This is a genomic window from Methylobacterium sp. CM6257 (assembly GCF_054611515.1).
Genome location: NZ_CM137735.1, coordinates 7,501 through 26,448 on the forward strand (window position 1 = coordinate 7,501; position 18,948 = coordinate 26,448).

Here is an 18,948-nt window from a genome sequence, read left to right on the forward strand (position 1 = left end):
CCACGCCGGATGAGCTGCGCGCCGCCCTCGAAGCGGTGATCGAGGAGGGCGACGGGTTGATCCGGGTGTTCAACGCCCTCCTGATGATCGCCAGGCTGGAGGCCGGCAGCGCCCGGGAGATCCTGATGCCGCTGGATATCGGCCTGGCGGTGCGGGGCGTCGGCGAGCTCTACGAGGCGGTCGCCGAGGATCAGGGTCTCGTCCTCGACGTGCGCGCCGAGGACGGCCTGATCATCGCGGGCAATCGCGAGCTGATCGGGCAGGCCCTGGCCAACCTCATCGACAACGCCCTGAAATATGGCGCGGCGTCCAAAGGAAAGGAGGCCCGCGTAGCCCTGGAGGCCTGGCGTGCGGGCGACTCGGTCCGGCTCGCCGTCTCCGATCACGGGCCTGGCATTCCGGAGGCGGAGCGCGCCCACGTGCTCGACCGCTTCGTCCGGCTGGAGGAGGCCCGCTCGCGGCCGGGCTTCGGGCTGGGTCTCAGTCTCGTCAACGCCGTGGTGCGCCTGCACCAAGGGACGCTGCACCTCTCCGACAACGCTCCGGGCCTGCGGGTGGAGATTGCCTTCCCGGCTCAGGCGCGGGCCGGGCAAGAGGCCGGTGACATCCGGCACGCCCCGCAACCGGGCGGCCCTGTGCCGGCGCCGCCTCCGCGCGCTAGTTAGGTCCTCGACCCGTCCCACCGCGACCGCGGTGCCCGAACCCCGATCGACGGCGCGCCCGCGTCCCAGGAGGCTCCATGACGCTCAAGACCAAGACCGCCCTCGTCACCGGCTCCACCAGCGGCATCGGTCTTGCCATCGCCCGCGCTCTGGCGGCCGAGGGGGCCAACGTCGTGCTGAACGGTTTCGGGGACGCGAAGGCTATCGAGGAGACGCGGGCCGGAATCGAGAGCACCTACGGCGTCAAAGCCCGCTACTCGGCCGCCGATATGAGTAAGCCCGAGGCGATCACCGCCATGGTGCGCGAGGCGGAAGCGGCGCTCGGATCCGTCGACGTGCTGGTCAACAATGCCGGCATCCAGTTCGTCTCGCCGATCGAGGATTTTCCGTCGGATAAGTGGGAGCAGATCATCGCGATCAACCTGTCCTCGGCCTTCTACGCGATGCACGCCGCGATCCCCGGCATGAAGGCGCGAGGCTGGGGCCGGATCATCAACACGGCCTCAGCACATTCGCTGGTGGCCTCGCCGTTCAAGTCGGCCTACGTGGCCGCCAAGCACGGGATCGCGGGTTTGTGCAAGACGGCGGCGCTCGAACTCGCGCCCCATAAGATCACGGTGAACTGCATCTCGCCGGGCTACGTCTGGACGCCCCTGGTGGAGGCGCAGATCCCCGATACCATGAAGGCGCGCGGGCTCACCAAGGAGCAGGTGATCGAGGACGTGCTGCTCAAGGCTCAGCCGACCAAAGAGTTCGTCACCGTCGAACAGGTCGCCGCCCTCGCCGTGTTCCTGTGCTCCGATGCGGCGAGCCAGATCACCGGCGCCAACATCAGCATGGATGGCGGCTGGACGGCGCAGTAGCGGCGGACGGGCACGCTCTTAGCCGAACCCGGCGGCATGATGAGCGGCCCCGTCCAAGCCAGGACGGGGCCGCCCTGAATCAGCGGCGGCCGTGGATCAGCAGAGCCAGCCCGTAGCCCACCGCACCCGCGATCAGCAGCGCGACCAGCGGGTTCTCCTCCACGCGCGCACCGACCGCGGCGCGCCCGTCGCGCAGATAGGCGCGGCCATCGCGCAGGTAAGAGCCGCTCTGTTCGTAGACATCGCCGGCGCGATCATAGGCCTCGCTCGCGTAGTCGCTTGCCCGGTCGGCGAGGTCACGCGCCTTGTCCTTCACCTGCCCGTAGACGTTCTGGGCTTGGCCCTGGGCCTCGCGAAAGCGCCCCTCGACCGAGTCGCGGTTCGAGCCGACGAAATCGCCGGCCGCGCCCTGAACCTTGCCGGCAGCCTCCTTGGCACCGCCGACGATCCGATCCGTATCAACCATGGCACTCTCCTGGACGTGAGCGCGGCGCCGAGACAGGGGCGCCGCTCGATACGCCGTCGTCCACCGAACGCGCGAGATCGCGTTTGTGCCCCGTGCCATCACGATTTTATGCGCACCGGCCCGCAGCCGAGCCATCATGGCGAATCGGCGCGCGTCAGAGGCCGATCAGCTCGGCGATGGCGGCGGCGCCGGCGGCCGGCGAGGTCTCGCCCCGGGCGACGCCCGCCTCAGCCTCGGCGGTGCGGCGCCGGACCTCCGGAGAGCCGACGAGGCGCTGATGCAGCCGTTCGTCCACCAGAGCCCACATCCATTTCACGTCCTGCGCCCGACGCTTCGCCTGGATCTCGCCGGTGGCGGTGAGCTTCGCCCGGTGATCGACGATCTTCGCCCACATCCTATCGAGGCGCAGGTTGTGGAAGCCCGAGATCGTCACCACGGGTGGCGTCCAGGTCGCGGAGGCGGGCGTGAGGATGTGCAAAGCGGCCCGGTACTCCGAGGCCGCGGCGTTGGCCCGCTGCTCGGCCTCGCCCGCATCGGCCTTATTGACCGCGATCATATCGGCGAGTTCGAGGATCCCCTTCTTGATGCCCTGCAGTTCGTCGCCGGCCCCGGGCAGCATCAGCACGAGGAAGAAGTCGGTCAGGTCGGCCACCGCAGTCTCGGACTGACCGACGCCCACTGTCTCCACCAGAATCACATCAAAGCCCGCCGCCTCGCAGAGCAGCATGGTCTCGCGCGTCTTGGCTGCGACCCCGCCCAGTGTGCCGGAGGAGGGGGAGGGACGGATGAAGGCGTTCGGATCGTGCGACAGCCGCGCCATGCGGGTCTTGTCGCCGAGGATGGAGCCGCCGGTGCGGGAGGAGGACGGGTCGACCGCGAGCACCGCCACCTTGTGGCCGGCCTCCGTCAGGTTCGACCCGAGGGCGTCGATCGTGGTCGACTTGCCGACGCCCGGCACGCCGGTGATCCCGACCCGAATCGCCTTGCCGGTCTGCGGAAGCACCGAGTCGATGAGATCCGCGGCCAGGGCCCGGTGATCGGCCCGCTTCGACTCGGCCAGCGTGATGGCCCGGGCCAGGGCGGCGCGGTCGCCGCGCAGCAGGCGCTCGCGCAGGCTCTCGATGTCGATGGGTGGCGTCATGTGTCCTTCATGGCGGCGGCGAGGGCCGCCGTCGAGAGGCCACCGGTCGAGCGTTGGGGGCGGAGGCGCTGTGTCCCGCGCACAACAAACCGCGCCTTGCCCGCACTCCACAGCGGCCGACGACCGGCATGCCCCGCCATGGTCATGATCCTGCGCGACGGAAGGGGCCCCGCCCGAGCGCACCCGGATCATGTCGAGCCAGATCGTCTCACGCCGCATCCTTCTCCGGTTCGGCGCCCTCGCGGGCGCCGCGGGTCTTGCACCGTCCCTCGGGGCCTGCGTCACCGACGATCTCGGCACCGGGCCGGCGCTGCCCGAGAAGCAGTCGGCGCTCGACGTCATGCCGGTGCTGCTGGTCGCCACCACCCGAAAGCCTGTCGGCAGCCCGCCGCGCCCGCCGTATTTCAGCAGCGATCGCGGTCGCGGCCTGAGCTTCGCCGAGGTGCGTCTGTCGCCCCCCGACCGCTCCCTGCTCGGCAAGGTCTCGTCCGTCATCACCGGCGACTGGACGATCGGGGCGGTGCCGAAATCCGAGACCGGACCGGGCGCCGCCGAGGCCTTCGCGCAGGCGGCGCTGGGCCGCGACGTGCTGATCTACGTGCATGGCTATCGCGAATCGTTCGAATCGGCCGCCGTCAGTGCCGCCCGGCTCTCCGACGGGATCCGCTTTCGCGGCGTCTCGGGCCTGTTCACGTGGCCGTCGGCCGCCGCGACCCTCGATTACAATTACGACCGCGAGAGCGCCCTGTGGTCGCGCGATGCGTTCGAGGACCTGCTCAAGGCCCTTGCCGTCTCGCCGAGCGGCGGCCGGATCAACATCGTCGCGCACTCGATGGGCACGCTTCTGACGCTCGAGACCCTGCGCATGCTGCGCGCCGAGGCGGGCGAGCCCGCGATGTCTCGCATCGGCGCGGTCGTGCTGGCGGCGCCCGACATCGATTTCGACCTGTTCTCCAACGGCGTCGCCCGTTTGGGGCCAGATGTCTCGAAGATCACCGTGATTTCCGCCACCAACGACCGCGCCCTCGAACTCTCGGCCGCCCTCGCGGGCGGTGTCCGCGCCGGCGCCGCCGATCGCGCCAAGCTCGAAGCGCTGGGCGTGCGCGTCGCGGACGCTTCGGATTACGCCGGCGGCCTGATCAACCACGACCTGTTCCTGTCGAATCCGGAGGTGCAGGGCGTGGTCAAGCGCGCCATCGCGCGCGGCGCGGGCGTGTGAGCCGCCGGCCCGGCAGGGTCTGGGCCGTTTATTCATGTCTGGCGGGCTTGGCGGGCGTCCGGTTCGTCCCTACAGCATCGGCGCGGCGCGATCCTCCGACCAGGCGCGCCAGGGGACGGTTGCGAGAAGGATGCCGGCCATGTTCACGCTCGAGATCGACGGCACCGCCGTTGCGGTGATCAACAGCGACGAGGCGTCCGCCAAGGACCTCTTCACCTGCGAGGGCTTCAAGGAAGACATCCGCACGATGACCAGCGACGGCAAGCCGCTCTGGAACGGCACCTCCGCGCTCAAGGTCCGTGCGGCCACCGAGGACGAGATCGAGATCTTCGAGGATGCCCTGGCGGAGGATGACGGCGAGGGCGATTTCACCGACGATCCCCGTCATGCCGACGCCGATGCGGACGAAGAGGACGAGGCCGACATCGTCTTTCTGGTGGACATCGACGAGGACGAGGACGAGGCCGACGCCTGAGCGCGGCTGAACCCGAGCGCCTCCCGGATGGTTTCCGATCGGATTCGGAGATCACGACCGGGAGGACGGCATGGCGGACAGCAGGCGAATCGTCGACGCGCTGGTGCGCGCCAGGCGCGGCGGGCTCGCTGCGGGCGCCGCGCTCGGCGGCCTCGCTCTGATCGGCGGCCTCGCCTTCCGGGCCCTGCGCGGGACGGCACCCCTTGAGACGGGCGGCCCGGATTTCACCGATGTCGGCGAGGACGAGGCCCGGCTGATGCTCCGGGCCATGGTGGCCGCCACCACGGCGGACGGGATGATCGACGCCGCGGAGCGCAAGCGGCTCGACACGGCCGTCGCCGAAGCCGGGATCGACGCGGATGGGCAGTCCTGGCTGGAGCGCGAACTTGCCAGCCCAGCCGAGATCGACGAGCTCGCGGAGCGGGTCGCGGGCCCCGACGCAGCGGCGCGGATCTACGCGGCGGCCCGGCTCGCCATCGATCCCGACACGCTTCAGGAGCGGCAGTTCCTGAAAATGCTCGCCGAAGCCCTGGATCTGCCGGCCGATGCGACCGATCGGGTCGAGCGCGAGATCGCGGCCTGAGCAATATTCAGCCCGGCCTTCAGGCCTCCCATCACCGTCGAGCTTCGTGCTAGGTCTATCCGGCGATGGCGGGGCTCAGCTGGCCCGAAGATGGAGGGGCCGGGTCATTTCATGTCAGGGATGTCAGTGCCCGCGCTGTCACGCGCCCGCCGAGCCGTCTACGCGGCAGCTACGGCCATGCTGATCCTCGGTAGCGGCGCCAGCGCCGCCGAGCCGTCCGCCGGGCCGCTTACTATAGCCGAGCAGGGCAGCTTCTTCGTCGGCGGCCGCGATGTCGCGTCCGACACGCTCTCGACGCTGCCGGCCTACGCGCCCTCCGGTACGATCAGCGTCGATCAGGTCTATGTGCGCTACCAGATCCCGGTCGCGGCCGCCCGGCCACCCCTGGTCCTGATCCATGGCTGCTGCCTGACCGGCAAGACCTGGGAGACCACGCCCGACGGCCGCATGGGCTGGGACGAATTCTTCCTGCGCCGCGGCTTCCCGACCTACGTGATCGATCAGGCTTGGCGCGGCCGTTCGGCGGCAAGCCCCGCGCAGATCAACGCGGTCAAGACCGGCCGGGCCGATCCGAACTCACTGCCGGCGGTCTTCTCGGCCGGGCGGGAGCCGGCCTGGGCGATCTTCCGGTTCGGGCCCGAATACCCCAAGGTCTTTCCGGGCATGCAGTTCCCCCTGGAGGCCCAGGCCGAGTTCTGGAAGCAGATGGTCCCGGACTGGTCGGCCGCGCTTCCAGTGCCGAATCCGACCGTGCCGGCCCTGTCGGAGCTCGCCAAGCGCCTCAAGGGCGCGGTGCTGATCTCGCACTCGCAGTCGGGAATTTACCCGTTCCAGACCGCCGCCCTCGACCGCGCCGGGATCCGCGCGATCGTGGCCATCGAGCCCGCGGCCTGCCCGGATCCGGCCAAGGACGACTTGGCTCCGTACAAGGATCTGCCGATCCTGGTCCTGTTCGGCGACTATGTCGACGCCTCACCCCGCTGGGCCCCCCGGCTCAAGCAGTGCCGCAGCTTCGTGGCGGCGGCGAATGCGGCCGGCGGCCGGGCCGAGCTGATCCTGCTGCCGGAGATCGGCATCCACGGCAATTCACACATGCTGATGCAGGACAAGAACAGCCTCGACATCGCCGAGTGGCTCTCAGGCTGGATCGACAAGCGGGTGGCGGGCAAGTCGTGAGGCGAAGCGCGGTCGACCGTTCTTGTCGCAGTCTTCACCTCATCCTGAGGCGTCGGAGCGCAGCGGAGGCCTCGAAGAGGACCTCCAGATGTCGCCGTGATCCCCAGAGACCTCCTTCGAGGTCCGCTGACGCGGGCACTTCAGGCTAAGGTGGAGGCGGCGATGAGTGCCCGGGCGGACTCAGCCCGGCTTACGCTCGCTGAGGAACGTGCCCATCCGCGCCAGCGCCCGCCGGATGTTCTCCGCCGAGTTGGCATAGGAGAGGCGTATGTAGCCCTCGCCGTGGACGCCGAAATCCGGGCCGCCGATCACCGCCACCCCCGCTTCCTCCAGCAGGGTCGAGGCGAGCGCCTTCGCCTTCCATCCGGTCCGGGAGATGTTCGGGAAAGCGTAGAACGCGCCCTTCGGGGCGATGCAGGACACGTTCGGCAAAGCATTCAGGCCGTCCACCACGATCGCCCGGCGCCGGTCGAACTCGGCGACCATATCGGCCACGCAATCCTGCGGACCATCGAGCGCCGCGATACCGGCCCACTGGGTCGCCGCGTTGACGCAGGAATGCGCATTGACCGCGAGTTTGCGCGCGGCGTCGTAGAGCGGCTTCGGCCAGACCGACCAGCCGAGGCGCCAGCCGGTCATCGCGTAGGTCTTGGACGCGCCGTCGAGATAGACCAGCCGGTCGCGGATTTCGGGATATTTCAGCAGCGAGTGGTGCCGCTCGCCATCGTAGGTCATCGTGCCGTAGATCTCGTCCGACAGCACTGCCACGTCCGGGTGATCGGCGAGCCCCGTCACCAAGGCGTCGATCTCGGCCTTCGGCGTGACGCCGCCGGTGGGATTGGCCGGCGAGTTGACGATCAGGAGTCGGGTCTTCGGCGTGATCAGCGCCAGCGTCTCGGTCGCCGAGAAGGCGAAGCCGTTCTCCTCGCGGATCGGCACCGGCACCGGCGTCGCGCCGGTGAACTCGATCATCGAGCGGTAGATCGGAAAGCCGGGATCCGGATACAGGATCTCGGCGCCGGGCTCGCCGAACATCAGGATCGCCATGAACATGGTGACCTTGCCGCCCGGCACGATCATCACGGAATCGGGCGAGACCTCCACGCCGTGGCGGCGATGGATGTCGCGGGCCACGGCTTCGCGGAGTGGCGGAATGCCAACCGCCGGCGTGTAGCCGTGGTGGCCGTCGCGCAGGGCCTTGATGCCAGCCTCCACCACGTGGGCGGGCGTCGGCATGTCCGGCTGGCCGATGCCGAGATTGATCACGTCCCGGCCCTGAGAGGCCAGGGCCTGGGCGCGGGCGAGCACCGCGAAGGCGTTCTCCTCGCCGATGCGCGAGAAAGCCGGGACCACGTGCAGCATCGCGCCCTCCGGGACGTGGAGACTCAGTGCTTGGTGCGCTCGGCGAGCTTCATCGCGCCGAACGACATCGCCACCGCGATCGCGCCCAGGATCACGAAGGTCTTCACCGAGGCGTAGAACAGGTCCGGATTGATGCCCTCGTCGGTGTAGAGCACCAGCCCGATGGCGGCGAGCGGCAGGGAGATGAGGATGAACAGGGGGACGAGCGGGTTCATGTTCGGCACTCGGATCCGGCGCGCGGTTGGCCGCGGCTCATGGGAAGCGGACCTGCATATCACCCTGCCGCGAAGGTTGGGACCCCGCAGGCGGCAGTTTTTCGCCGGTCCGGCCGGACACACACCGATGCGCAATCATTTGGCTCGATACTGGCGTTTCAGGAGGACGGACCAGTATGAGCCGATCATCGGTCACATGGAGGGGCGGTGGGCCTGAGATATCCAATGTCGATATTCTCACGCTCCACATCGGCAAGCTGCTGCGTCATCCCGCCTACCGGCGCGAGAGCGTCGTGAGTCCCCTGCTGCGGCGTCACCTGCCGTACGATTCAGGGTATGCCTGGGCCGGTGAGGCCGACCTGCGTGAGCGGCTCGCCCGCGCCGCCCTCGACGAGGCGAGCCTCGATCATCTCATCCGGAACGTTCAGGCGGAGTTCCTGCGCCTGCGCCGGCCCGCCGACGCCTGACCCGGCCTCAGGCCGGGACCCGGACGGTGGCCCGCAGGCCGCCCAGCGGGCTGTCGTGCAGGGCGATGTCGCCCCCGTGGGCCCGCGCGATGTCCCGGGCGATGGCCAATCCCAGCCCGGAGCCGCCGGCATCCTGGCGGGCGTCATCGAGCCGCACGAACGGTTTGAAGACTTCCTCGCGGCTTTCGGGTGGGATTCCCGGCCCGTCGTCGTCGATGGAGACGAAGAAGGCCCGGGCTTCGAGCCGGCCGGAGATCGCTACCGTCTCGCCGTGGCGTGCGGCATTGGCCGCGAGGTTGAACAGGCAACGCCGGAAGGCGCCCGGGCGCACGGTGACCTCCGGCGCGCCGACGAGTTCGACCTCCGAGACATGGGCGCCGAGCCGCTCCACGTCGGTGCGCAGATCTTCCAGGAGCGCCCGCATGTCGGTCGGGGTGGCGGGCTCCGCCGAATCGCCGCGCGCGAAGGCGAGGTAGCCCTCCAGCATCCGGCTCATCTCGTCGACGTCGCGGCTGAGATCCTCGATCTCGCTGGTCTGCTCGACCAGCGCCAGGGAGAGGCGGAAGCGGGTGAGGATCGTGCGCAGGTCGTGGCTGACGCCGTTCAGCATCGTGGTGCGCTGCTCCATCGCCCGCTCGATCCGTCGCTTCATCTCGATGAAGGCGTGGCCGGCCTGGCGCACCTCGCGGGCGCCGCGGGGCCGGAACTCGATCTCGCGGCCCTTGCCGAATCCCTCCGCCACGGCGGCGAGCCGCAGGATCGGCTTGATCTGGTTGCGCAGGAACAGGATCGCGACGCCGAGCAGGACCAGCGATGAACCGATCATCCAGACCAGGAAGATATGCGAGTTCGACGCGTAGGCCTGGCTGCGCCGCGCGGTGATGCGCATCACCCCGTCGGGGATCGCCACCCGGATCTCGATCAGGTTCGACCTTCCCACCGTGTCGATCCAGAAGGGCCGCCGGATCTGACGCCGGATCTCGTCCGAGAGGGCCTCGTCCAGGATCGAGAAGAACGGCCGCGGCCCCGGCGGTGGCAGCTTGGCGCCCTTCAGGATGTCGAGATCGAGGTTCAGCCGCTCGCCGGCGATGCGCGAGAGCGTCTCGGCATCCTTGTCCTGCGGATAGCTCTCGTAGATGTCGATCAGCGCGGCGACGTCGGCCGTCACCGCGGCGGACAGGCGCTTCGTGACGAGCTGCCAGTGCCGCTCCATGAAGGTGTAGGCGATCACCGACTGGAGCAGGACGACGGGGGCGATGATGATGATCAGCGAGCGCGCGTAGAGACCCTTCGGCAGGGCGTCGCCGATCGGCCGGGTGACGCGCTTCCACAGCCGGTGCGCCGCAGACCGCGGCGGGTCCGTCCGGAGGGCCCGTGCGAGTGCAGGATCGGGGGCGTTCATGTGGTCAGGGGACCAAGCCGGGCCCATGAAGAGCGGCGAGCTGCTCTCCTCTCGGGGCCTCCGCCGCGCTCCGGCACCTCAGGATGAGGATGTGGATTGGACATGCCGGACACTTCCCAGGGCGTCGTCTCCGCGAAAGGTTGCGGTGACAGACTATTGCCGCGCGCCGTCTTCCGCCATCGTTTCGTAATATGCGCCCCCTGCTCACAGGCGCAGGGGGCGCCTTGCACGGCGACGCCCGGACCATACCTGAGGGTTGCGGGGGGCGCCCGCCGGCCGAAAGTCCTCGAGGCCATGCTCAGCACCGATACAGATATTCTTGCCGCCGCCGAGTCCTGGCGGCGCGACGGTCGCGCCGTGGCGCTGGCCACCGTGATCGAGACCTGGGGCTCCGCCCCGCGGCCGGTGGGCAGCCACCTCGTCGTGGACGGCGAGGGCAATTTCCTGGGCTCCGTCTCGGGGGGCTGCGTCGAGGGCGCGGTGATCACCGAGGCGATCGAGGTGATCGAGGCGGGCGCGCCGCGCGTCCTCGAATTCGGCGTCGCAGACGAGACCGCGTGGCGGGCCGGATTGTCCTGCGGCGGCCGGATCCGCGTCTTCGTCGAGCGGGTCGACTGATGCGGGCCGACATCCTGGCGGAACTCAATGGCGAGCGGGCGGCGCGCCGGGCCGCGATCCTCGTCACCGACATTGCCGACGGCACTCAGCGCCTCGTGCGCGAGGCGGAGATCGCCGCCGATCCGCTCGGCGAGCGGCTGGGCAGGCATCTCGCCTCCGGCAAGAGCGGCCTCGTGGAGGCCGACGGGCGGACGCTGTTCCTCACCGTGCAGGTGCCGCCGGTGCGTCTGGTCGTGATCGGCGCCGTCCACATCTCGCAGGCGATGGCGCCGATGGCGGCGGGGCTCGACCTCGCGCTCACGGTGATCGACCCCCGCACCGCCTTCGCGACGCCCGAGCGCTTCCCGGGGATCGAACTGGTGGCCGAATGGCCGGACGCGGCGCTCGGGACACGGGTCCCGCCGCTCGACCGGTACTGCGCGCTCGCTGCCCTGACCCACGACCCTAAGATCGACGATCCCGCGCTCAAGGCGGCGCTCACGGCGGGGTGCTTCTACGTGGGTGCGCTGGGCTCCCGGAAGACCCATGCGGCCCGTGTCGCGCGGCTTAACGAGGCCGGCTTCCCGGCCGAGCAGATCGGTCGGATCCGCGCGCCGATCGGGCTTCCCATCGGGGCGGTGAGCCCCGCCGAGATCGCGCTCGCCGTGCTGGCCGAGATCGTGGCGGACCTGCGCCGCGCACCCCGTCCGGAGGTCGCGTGAGGTTCGGCCCCGTGCCGGTCGCGGAGGCGGCCGGCCTGATCAGCGCGCACACCGTCCGGCGCGAGGGCATCACCCTGCGCAAGGGCGCGGTGATCGCGCACGATACGGCACGCGATCTGGCGCGTTCCGGCCTCTCCGAGATCGTCGCGGCCGCCCTGGAACCGGGCGACGTCGGCGAGAACGACGCTGCCGCGCAACTCGCCGGTCATCTCCGTGGGGTGAACCTGCGCGTGGAGGCGCCCTTCACCGGCCGGTGCAACCTCTTCGCCGAGCGTGCGGGCGTCCTGACCCTGGACCCCACCGGGATCGATGCGGTCAACGCCGTCGACGAGGCGGTGACCGTGGCGACGTTGCCGCGCTTCAAGCCTGTGGTCGCCGGCGAGATGGTCGCCACCGTGAAGATCATCCCGTACGCGGTGCCCGGGGCCGTGCTTGCCCACGCCTGCGCGGCGACCGAGGGCGGCGTCCTCGCGGTAGCTCCGTATCGCCGCCGGCGCGTGGGCGTGATCTCGACCCGGCTTCCCAGTCTCAAGGAGGCGACCATCGACAAGACGCTCCGGGTGCTCGCCGAGCGTCTCGTCCCGGCGGGTGCCGAGATCGTCGCCGAGATCCGGGTTCCGCACGCCGACGCCGCCGTGGCCGCGGCCCTGGCGCGGGCAATCGACGGCGCCGGTGCGGATCTCGTGGTGGTGTTCGGCGCTTCGGCCATCGCCGACCGGCGCGATGTCATCCCGGCCGGCATCGAGGCCGCGGGCGGCCGTGTCGCGCATCTCGGGATGCCGGTCGATCCGGGCAACCTGCTCCTCGTCGGGACACGCGGGGACGTGCCGGTGATCGGCGCGCCAGGCTGCGCGCGCTCGCCCAAGGAGAACGGCTTCGACTGGATCCTGCACCGCCTGCTTGCGGATCTGCCGGTGACCCGGGCCGACATCGTCGCGCTGGGGGTCGGCGGTCTGCTGATGGAGATCGTCTCCCGGCCGCAGCCCCGCGCCGGGGGCGAGACCGCCGGAGAGGAGTCCGACGCGGATGCCTGAGGTCGGCACGGTTCTGCTCGCCGCGGGCCTCGGACGCCGCTTCGGCCCGGAACCCAAGCTTCTCGCGCTCCTCGATGGCAAGCCGCTGGTGCGCCACGCCGCCGAGGCGGCCCTGGGCGCTAGGCCGCGCCCGGTCGTGGCCGTGTTCGGGGCGCATGCGGAAGCGGTCCGCACGGCGCTCGACGGGCTCGACCTGATCCGCGTCGAGAATCCGGATTTCCGGTCCGGCCTCGCGACGTCCTTGCAGGCCGGCCTCGCGGCGCTGCCGCGCTCCTGCACGGCAGCCGTGGTGATGCTGGGCGACATGCCGCGCGTGACGGCCGCCCATATCGACCGCCTTGCCGAAGCCTTCGCGGGCTCCGAGCCGGAGCCGGCCGCCGTAGTCCCCGTGCAGGACGGACGGCGCGGAAACCCGGTCCTGCTCAACCTGCGCCGCCTCGCCCCCGACATCGCGCGCCTCACCGGCGACCACGGCGCCGGGCCGGTCCTCAAGGGGCGGGCCGACGTGCTGGAGATCCCAGGTGATCCGGCCACCGCCCTCGATGTCGACACGCCGTCCGGGCTCGCCGCCCTGCACGCCGACGAGACGTGACGGGCCGGCTCAGGCCTGCCCGTCGCTGCGCCTGCGCGCCGTCCTGGCCTCGTCCCGGCATCGGTCCGAACAGTAGCGCACCGCGTCCCAGACGCGCTCCCACTTCCTGCGCCACGCGAAGGGGCGGCCGCACTGGGCGCAGATCTTCTCCGGAAGGTCGCCCTTGCGGCGCATCCGCGGCATCCTGTCCCCTCCGTCCTCTGGCCGATCAGGGGCGGACGCGCACCGGAGCCGGCGCCCTCTTGAGGCGGGCGTCACGGACGTGGGCGAGCCCGAGCATGACCGCGAGCCCCCCGAGATTGACCGCGACCTGAAGCGGCCATGTAGCGTCGAAGGTGCGATAGAGGATGCGGCCGATGAGCGCCGCCAGGCATCCGGCCGCGAAGACCTCCAGCGAGTGCCGGCCGCAGGCATCGATCAGCCGGAGCGAAGGCCGCCGGCAGAAGCGCGCCGCCGCCGGCGCACTGAACAGCAGGTAGGTCAGGGCCAGGATGTCCAGCAGGCGCAGGGGCGCGACGTGGCTCTTGTCCGGGACACCGATGGCGAGCGGCCTGAGATCCGGCAGGCCCCACTCCGCCCAGGATCCCCCCTGGAACAGCGCGAAGGCCAGGTAGGCCCAGGCGGCCGCCACGGCCCAGCCCCGCCGCGGCAGCAGGCCGTCCCCGGCGCGGATCGCCAGCGCCAGGGCCGCGCCGATCACGAACAGGAACTGCCACGCGAAGGGGTTGAAGTACCACCCGTCATCCACCGCCGCGGCGTTCGGCAGGTTCAGGTGATAGTCGAGGTTGGCGGCGAGCCACACGGTGCCCGACAGGGCCAGCACGCCCCAGACCCCGCGCCGCATGCCGAAATAGACCAGCGGAAACAGAGCCAGCAGCAGAATGTAGAGCGGTAGGATGTCGAGATAATTGGGCAGCGCGTTCAGCGCGAGCCCGCGCAGGAGACCCGGCAGAAGCCCCATCTGGAGCAGCGGGGCGACCCCGAAGCGCGGCGTCAGGCCGGTGAGATCCATCCAGATCCGGACGATGACCAGGGTGGCGAGCAGCAGGCCCGCCTGAAACAGGTAGATCCGCAGGCAGCGCCGGGCGATGCGGACGAGCGCCGTCCGGATTCCGGCACGGCGAAACAGGCCGCCATAGGCCATCATCGACGAATAGCCCGCCAGCAGCACGAAGATCTCGGCCGCGTCCGAGAACCCGAAATTGTGCAGCGTGAACAGGGCCGGCGCGTTGCGGGGGATGTGGTCGACGAAGATCGTCAGCAGCGCGAAGCCGCGCAGCACGTCGACCCGCGCGTCGCGGACCGGCTTGGCAGGCCTCTGTCCTGCGGGCGGGCGGGAGACCGGCTGCCGCCGGTTCGCGTCCGTGGGCCGCTCGAGATCGTCGATGCTCTTCACGCAATCCATCACCGGCAGGGCCGCAGGTCTGGCGCGGCCTGCAGCCATTCCACAATGATACCGCACTGCAGCGCGAACGCCGCCGGAGAGTGCACCGATCACGCGCCTTTGTTCAGACGTCGACAAAGGCGCCACTACGCGGCCGGGCGACACCACTCGCGTCGCGGCCGGGCCCGGTATAGACGCGGCGGATCAATCCCGGCGTTCCGCCGACCAAGCCGGGGAGGGGCTGGGTTCATGCGCGTCCTCGTCACCGGAGCCGGAGACTACCTCGGCCGCCGCCTGCTCGAGGCGCTCCGACAGGGGCTTCCCCCCGGCAGCCGCATCCTCGGCATCGATCGGAGCGCACAGCCGCCTCTCGACGGCGTGACCTTCCTCGACGTCGACCCTTTCGATGCCGGCAAGCTCGCCGAGGCGGTCGCCGCCTTCCGCCCGACCCTCGTCTTCCATCTCGCGGCCCTGGCCTCGGTGGCCCAGTCGAGCGAGACGCCGTCCTATGCGTGGCGGGCCGACCTGCTCGGGACCCTGAACCTCGCCGAGGCGGTGGCCAAGACCCGCGCGGCCCTCGTGTTCCTGAGCGCGTCCGTGGTCTACGGCGAGGCCTTCCGGGACCGGGCGTGTCCCGACGAGAGCGTGACACCGCGGCCCGACACCATCGCCGGGCGGACCAAGACCGCCTGCGAGTACATCCTGCGCGACGTGCTGGCCAATGCCCGCGTGAAGCATCTCGTGCTGCGGCCGTCGAACTATATCGGGCCCGGGCAGAGCGAGACCTTCGTGGTCGCCTCCTTCGCCGGGCAGATCGCCCGCATCGAGCGCGGCCTTGCGCCGCCGGTTCTGGAGGTGGGCGATCTCTCGGCGGGGCGCGATTTCTTCGACGTGGCCGATTTCACGGCGGCGTGCCTGCGCGTGATCGAGCGGATCGACGACCTGCCCGATGGCGGCATCTACAACGTCGGGTCCGGCGTCGTGACGCCGGTCTCGGAGATCCTCGACGCGCTCCGGGCCATGACGGATGCGGCCTTCTCGGTCCGGGTGGCGGCCGACCGAGTCCGGCCGGCGGGCGTGCGCAGCGAGGGCTGCGACCCGGCTGCCTTCGCGGCCGCCACAGGGTGGACGCCGGCGATCCCGCTCGCGCAGAGCCTGTCGGCGATCCTCGCCGAGGCGCGGGTGCGTCTCGGCTGACCGGTTCCCCGGGGATGGCGAGCATCCCCGGTGCCGTGGCGCTCAGCGCGAGAACTTCTTGTACTTGATCTTCTTCGGCATGATCGAATCCGCCCCGAGCCGGCGCATCTTGTCGGCCTCGTAGTCGGAGAAGTTGCCCTCGAACCACTCCACATGGCTGTCGCCCTCGAAGGCGAGGATGTGGGTGGCGATGCGGTTCAGGAACCAGCGGTCGTGGCTGATGATGACCGCGCAGCCGGCATAATCTTCCAGGCCCTCCTCGAGCGCCCGCAAGGTCTCCATGTCGAGATCGTTGGTCGGCTCGTCGAGGAGCAGGACGTTGCCGCCCTTCCGGAGCGTGGCCGCGAGATGGACGCGGTTGCGCTCGCCGCCCGAGAGCACGCCGACCTTCTTCTGCTGGTCCGGACCCTTGAACGCGAAGGCCGCGCAATAGGCGCGCGAATTGATCTCGCGCTTGTTGAAGTAGAGGATGTCGTTGCCGCCAGAGATTTCCTGCCAGACGGTGGCGTTCGGATCGAGGGCGTCGCGGCTCTGGTCGACATAGCCGAGGTGCACGCTCTCGCCGATCTTGATCTCGCCGGCGTCGGGCTTCTCCTGGCCGGTGATCATCTTGAACAGGGTGGTCTTGCCGGCGCCGTTCGGGCCGATCACGCCGACGATGCCGCCCGGCGGCAGCTTGAACGACAGGTCCTCGATCAGGAGCTTGTCGCCGAAGGCCTTCGACAGGTGGTTGAACTCGATGACGTTCTGGCCGAGCCGCTCAGTGATCGGGATGACGATCTGCGCGGTGGCGTCGACCTTCTGCGCCTGCTTGGCGACCAGTTCCTCGTAGCGGGTGATACGGGCCTTCGACTTGGTCTGGCGGGCCTTCGGTGAGGCCGCGATCCACTCCTGCTCGCGGGCGATGGAGCGCTGGCGGGCCATGTCCTCGCGGCCCTCCTGCTCCAGGCGCTTCTGCTTCTGCACGAGCCACGACGAGTAGTTGCCCTCGTACGGGATGCCCTTGCCGCGATCGAGCTCCAGGATCCAGCTCGTGACGTTGTCGAGGAAGTAGCGGTCGTGGGTCACGATCAGGATGGCGCCCGGGTACTGGCGCAGGTGGCCTTCGAGCCAGTTCACCGTCTCGGCGTCGAGGTGGTTGGTCGGCTCGTCGAGGAGGAGCAGCTCTGGCTCCCACAGGAGCAGACGACAGAGCGCGATGCGGCGGCGCTCGCCGCCCGACAGGGTGGCGACCGGCTGCTCGTCGCTGGGGCAGCCCAGCGCCTCCATGGCCTGGTCGACCTTCGAGTCGAGTTCCCACAGACCGAGCGACTCGATCCGGTCCTGGAGCTCGGTCATCTCGTCGGCCGTCTCCTCCGAGTAGTTCATGGCGAGCTCGTTGTAGCGGTCGAGCATGGCCTGCTTCTCGGCCACGCCCTCCATCACGTTCTCGCGGACGGACTTGTTCGGATCGAGCTGGGGCTCCTGCGGCAGGTAGCCGACGCGCGCGCCCTGGGCCACCCAGCCGTCGCCGGTGAAATCCTTGTCGATGCCCGCCATGATCTTGAGCAGCGTCGACTTGCCGGCGCCGTTGATGCCGAGCACGCCGATCTTGGCATCAGGGTAGAAGGACAGGTTGACGTTATCCAGAACCTTCTTGCCGCCGGTATAGGCCTTCGTCAGGCCCCGCATGTGGTAGATGAATTCGCGAGCCATCGCGGGTCGTCCTCGACGCGTTGTTCAGGAATGCGCGGTGCGTGCCAGCGGCACGGGTCAGGCGCGGGGCCACTGGACCCGTCCTGTACGCGTGTTCCCGAGATATAGGAATGACGCCGACCGAGTATCAGGCCCGCCGGTCAGCGGCAAGATTGGCGGGGTGTTTCGCTGCGGCCGGACGGCTCAGGCGAAGGGGTTGGGAACGGATTTCGGCGCCTCGTCCGGCGGTTCGGCAACCGTGTCGGGCAGGTCGCCGGCCTGCATCGCCTTCACGATGGCATCGAGCGTCCGCCTGAGCAGCTGCGCCTGCGCGAGGCCGGTCTTGTCGCGGGTGAGGTCGAGGGATCCATGGAGGGTGATTCGGTCGGTGCCGTTCTCAAAGCAGAGGGCACCGATCGTGCGGACGGAGGCGTCGTCGGCAAAGGGTTCGAAGGGATCCGGACCCTTCCGCGCTGCGTCCGTCCGGCTTCGATGCGTGTCCTCGGTCATGGTTCCTCTCAGAAGATCGAGCGGAGAACGTCGCGGACAAGCTTGCGCACCGCCCGGGTCAACTCGCGGCTGAGCCAGTCCTGCCAGGCTTCCTGCCAGGTCTGCTCCCGGCGGTGGCGGGTGTCGTCCGTGCGCGCGGAGGCATGGGGGTCCGGCAGGCTCATGGCCGATGCCCGTGCGGCGGCCGGCAGGCCGGGAAACACGTCGATCCCCGCTTCGCGAGTCAGGTCGTCGATGGAGACCGCGCGCCAATCCCGTGTGTCGTCGTTGCGGGTGAGGTAGGCACCGGCCTCGCCGCTTGCGGGATCGTAGAGCGCCTTGAACAGCTGCGTCGGCACCAGAACGCCGCCCTTGATCTGCTGCACCGCGTCTCCGGAGAAGATCACCCCGGTGACCACGAAGAGCGAACCGCGCCGGCTCGCGAACCGCCGGGTGCTCTCCTCGATATCGGCCCAGAGGCCACGATTCAGGACCCGGTTCTGGGGCACGATGTTGGCGAGGCTGAAGGATTCGGCCTGGGCGCTCACCGTCGGCATATCGCCCGCCGGAGCCAGGTGGCCGCGGTCGAAGCCGCTGCGGACGTAATCCTCCAGCGAAGCGCGCTGGTCCTCCGGCAGCCGCGTCTCCTCGTGGAAGGCATCGTCGCGCGCGACCTTGCGGGCCTCGGCGACGCTGGCCCGGGTCAGGTGTTCGGCGGAATAGAGGGGGGTCCGCGTCACCCCGGAATGGAGGACCGAGAACGCCTCGAAGCACAGCGGCACCGTCCGCACCGCGAGCTTCGGATTGGTGAGGACGGGCACCTGTCCGTTGGCGAACAGGGCCGGGCAGGCCTCCTCGGCTCGGGCCGGCGCCGATCCGAGCGCGACGAGAGCCAGCGCCGCGGCCAGGAGACCCCGGTGCAGCCTCACCAGCATACGCGTACCCGCCGCACGCCCTCCGGCGTCGGACGGTCCCGCCACGCACAGGGACGCCCCAGGCTGCCGGTGAAGGGCCGCGCGTCGCGGTCGGGACCGCCGGGGGCGAGCCGCGCCGGGCAATCGCCCAGGAAGTTGCAGAGGAAGTCGAGGTTGCCGTCCGGCGGCCGCGGCTCGGCGTAAGCTTGGCCGCTTGCGGTAATCGCGAACGTGAGCAGGATTGTGCACAGACGAGCCGAACTCAAAGGCGAACCTCTTGTGGCGGTAAGGGCACGTAACTGAAAAAAACGCCG

23 protein-coding genes (1 of these 23 only partly in view) are annotated in these 18,948 nt (G+C 69.9%); 12 read left to right on the plus strand and 11 right to left on the minus strand.

Annotation, left to right across the window (positions count from 1 at the left end):
* Positions 1–665, plus strand: the final stretch of a protein-coding gene (locus ACYCO6_RS00035; RefSeq protein ID WP_459768323.1) for a HAMP domain-containing sensor histidine kinase. The gene continues 844 nt to the left of window position 1, outside the view; only the last 665 of its 1,509 coding nucleotides appear in the window; its start codon lies off the left edge, out of view; the stop codon is at positions 663–665.
* Between the two features lie 74 nt (positions 666–739).
* Positions 740–1,525, plus strand: coding sequence for a 3-hydroxybutyrate dehydrogenase (locus ACYCO6_RS00040; RefSeq protein ID WP_459768324.1), 786 nt, complete (start codon positions 740–742; stop codon positions 1,523–1,525).
* Between the two features lie 79 nt (positions 1,526–1,604).
* Here the strand turns inward: ACYCO6_RS00040 and ACYCO6_RS00045 are convergent, their stop codons facing one another.
* Together ACYCO6_RS00045 and meaB are read right to left on the minus strand one after the other, a co-directional pair.
* Positions 1,605–1,991 carry a CsbD family protein gene (locus ACYCO6_RS00045; RefSeq protein ID WP_459768325.1) on the minus strand — a complete coding sequence of 129 codons (387 nt, stop codon included), beginning with the start codon at positions 1,989–1,991 and terminating at the stop codon, positions 1,605–1,607.
* A gap of 154 nt (positions 1,992–2,145) precedes the next feature.
* The gene (meaB, locus tag ACYCO6_RS00050; RefSeq protein ID WP_459768326.1) at positions 2,146–3,132 is read right to left on the minus strand and encodes a methylmalonyl Co-A mutase-associated GTPase MeaB; all 987 of its coding nucleotides are present in this window, start codon (positions 3,130–3,132) and stop codon (positions 2,146–2,148) included.
* Between the two features lie 190 nt (positions 3,133–3,322).
* Between meaB and ACYCO6_RS00055 the strand changes: the two genes are divergently transcribed.
* The 4 genes from ACYCO6_RS00055 to ACYCO6_RS00070 all read left to right on the plus strand — a co-directional run bounded on the left by ACYCO6_RS00055 (position 3,323) and on the right by ACYCO6_RS00070 (position 6,585).
* Positions 3,323–4,351, plus strand: a complete 1,029-nt coding sequence (locus tag ACYCO6_RS00055) for an alpha/beta hydrolase (protein WP_459768327.1) — start codon at positions 3,323–3,325, stop codon at positions 4,349–4,351.
* 139 nt (positions 4,352–4,490) lie between these two features.
* On the plus strand, positions 4,491–4,826 hold the full coding sequence (locus ACYCO6_RS00060; RefSeq protein WP_459768328.1) for a hypothetical protein: 336 nt from the start codon (positions 4,491–4,493) through the stop codon (positions 4,824–4,826).
* Positions 4,827–4,896: 70 nt separating this feature from the next.
* Positions 4,897–5,409 carry a DUF533 domain-containing protein gene (locus ACYCO6_RS00065; protein ID WP_459768329.1) on the plus strand — a complete coding sequence of 171 codons (513 nt, stop codon included), beginning with the start codon at positions 4,897–4,899 and terminating at the stop codon, positions 5,407–5,409.
* Positions 5,410–5,520: 111 nt separating this feature from the next.
* On the plus strand, positions 5,521–6,585 hold the full coding sequence (locus ACYCO6_RS00070; protein ID WP_459768330.1) for an esterase: 1,065 nt from the start codon (positions 5,521–5,523) through the stop codon (positions 6,583–6,585).
* A 180-nt stretch (positions 6,586–6,765) separates the two neighbouring features.
* Here the strand turns inward: ACYCO6_RS00070 and ACYCO6_RS00075 are convergent, their stop codons facing one another.
* Together ACYCO6_RS00075 and ACYCO6_RS00080 are read right to left on the minus strand one after the other, a co-directional pair.
* A complete protein-coding gene (locus ACYCO6_RS00075; protein WP_459768331.1) occupies positions 6,766–7,947 on the minus strand; it encodes a pyridoxal phosphate-dependent aminotransferase in 1,182 nt (393 codons plus the stop codon).
* Positions 7,948–7,970: 23 nt separating this feature from the next.
* Positions 7,971–8,162, minus strand: a complete 192-nt coding sequence (locus ACYCO6_RS00080; RefSeq protein ID WP_459768332.1) for a hypothetical protein — start codon at positions 8,160–8,162, stop codon at positions 7,971–7,973.
* A 176-nt stretch (positions 8,163–8,338) separates the two neighbouring features.
* On the opposite strand from ACYCO6_RS00080, the gene ACYCO6_RS00085 reads away from it, so the two are divergent.
* Entirely contained in the window at positions 8,339–8,629 is a 291-nt protein-coding gene (locus tag ACYCO6_RS00085; protein ID WP_459768333.1) for a hypothetical protein, read from the plus strand.
* 7 nt (positions 8,630–8,636) lie between these two features.
* On the opposite strand, the gene ACYCO6_RS00090 is transcribed toward ACYCO6_RS00085, so the two are convergent.
* Positions 8,637–10,031, minus strand: a complete 1,395-nt coding sequence (locus ACYCO6_RS00090) for an ATP-binding protein (RefSeq protein WP_459768334.1) — start codon at positions 10,029–10,031, stop codon at positions 8,637–8,639.
* Positions 10,032–10,325: 294 nt separating this feature from the next.
* On the opposite strand from ACYCO6_RS00090, the gene ACYCO6_RS00095 reads away from it, so the two are divergent.
* The 4 genes from ACYCO6_RS00095 to ACYCO6_RS00110 are packed head-to-tail and all read left to right on the plus strand — an operon-like array spanning position 10,326 to position 12,976.
* The gene (locus tag ACYCO6_RS00095) at positions 10,326–10,649 is read left to right on the plus strand and encodes an XdhC family protein (RefSeq protein ID WP_447721073.1); all 324 of its coding nucleotides are present in this window, start codon (positions 10,326–10,328) and stop codon (positions 10,647–10,649) included.
* Positions 10,649–11,350, plus strand: a complete 702-nt coding sequence (locus ACYCO6_RS00100) for an XdhC family protein (RefSeq protein WP_459768335.1) — start codon at positions 10,649–10,651, stop codon at positions 11,348–11,350. Before ACYCO6_RS00095 ends, ACYCO6_RS00100 begins: the two co-directional genes overlap by 1 nt.
* Positions 11,347–12,384, plus strand: a complete 1,038-nt coding sequence (locus ACYCO6_RS00105; RefSeq protein ID WP_459768336.1) for a molybdopterin-binding protein — start codon at positions 11,347–11,349, stop codon at positions 12,382–12,384. The genes ACYCO6_RS00100 and ACYCO6_RS00105 overlap by 4 nt, the downstream gene beginning before the upstream one ends.
* Positions 12,377–12,976, plus strand: coding sequence for a nucleotidyltransferase family protein (locus ACYCO6_RS00110; protein WP_459768337.1), 600 nt, complete (start codon positions 12,377–12,379; stop codon positions 12,974–12,976). The genes ACYCO6_RS00105 and ACYCO6_RS00110 overlap by 8 nt, the downstream gene beginning before the upstream one ends.
* 9 nt (positions 12,977–12,985) lie before the next feature.
* Here ACYCO6_RS00110 and ACYCO6_RS00115 read toward each other — a convergent pair whose 3' ends face one another.
* Positions 12,986–13,159 carry a DUF2256 domain-containing protein gene (locus ACYCO6_RS00115; RefSeq protein ID WP_459768338.1) on the minus strand — a complete coding sequence of 58 codons (174 nt, stop codon included), beginning with the start codon at positions 13,157–13,159 and terminating at the stop codon, positions 12,986–12,988.
* A gap of 25 nt (positions 13,160–13,184) precedes the next feature.
* Positions 13,185–14,372: an OpgC family protein gene (locus tag ACYCO6_RS00120; RefSeq protein ID WP_459768339.1), complete on the minus strand. Its 1,188-nt coding sequence runs from the start codon at positions 14,370–14,372 to the stop codon at positions 13,185–13,187.
* Between the two features lie 237 nt (positions 14,373–14,609).
* Between ACYCO6_RS00120 and ACYCO6_RS00125 the strand changes: the two genes are divergently transcribed.
* Complete coding sequence (locus tag ACYCO6_RS00125) at positions 14,610–15,557, plus strand: NAD-dependent epimerase/dehydratase family protein (RefSeq protein WP_459768340.1); 948 nt, start codon at positions 14,610–14,612, stop codon at positions 15,555–15,557.
* A gap of 42 nt (positions 15,558–15,599) precedes the next feature.
* Here the strand turns inward: ACYCO6_RS00125 and ettA are convergent, their stop codons facing one another.
* From ettA to ACYCO6_RS00145, 4 genes are all read right to left on the minus strand, one after another.
* On the minus strand, positions 15,600–17,252 hold the full coding sequence (ettA, locus tag ACYCO6_RS00130; protein WP_459768341.1) for an energy-dependent translational throttle protein EttA: 1,653 nt from the start codon (positions 17,250–17,252) through the stop codon (positions 15,600–15,602).
* A gap of 183 nt (positions 17,253–17,435) precedes the next feature.
* A complete protein-coding gene (locus ACYCO6_RS00135) occupies positions 17,436–17,741 on the minus strand; it encodes a hypothetical protein (protein ID WP_459768342.1) in 306 nt (101 codons plus the stop codon).
* Between the two features lie 8 nt (positions 17,742–17,749).
* Positions 17,750–18,655: a DNA/RNA non-specific endonuclease gene (locus tag ACYCO6_RS00140; RefSeq protein ID WP_459768343.1), complete on the minus strand. Its 906-nt coding sequence runs from the start codon at positions 18,653–18,655 to the stop codon at positions 17,750–17,752.
* The gene (locus tag ACYCO6_RS00145; RefSeq protein ID WP_459768344.1) at positions 18,646–18,900 is read right to left on the minus strand and encodes a hypothetical protein; all 255 of its coding nucleotides are present in this window, start codon (positions 18,898–18,900) and stop codon (positions 18,646–18,648) included. Before ACYCO6_RS00145 ends, ACYCO6_RS00140 begins: the two co-directional genes overlap by 10 nt.
* Positions 18,901–18,948 lie beyond the last annotated feature (48 nt).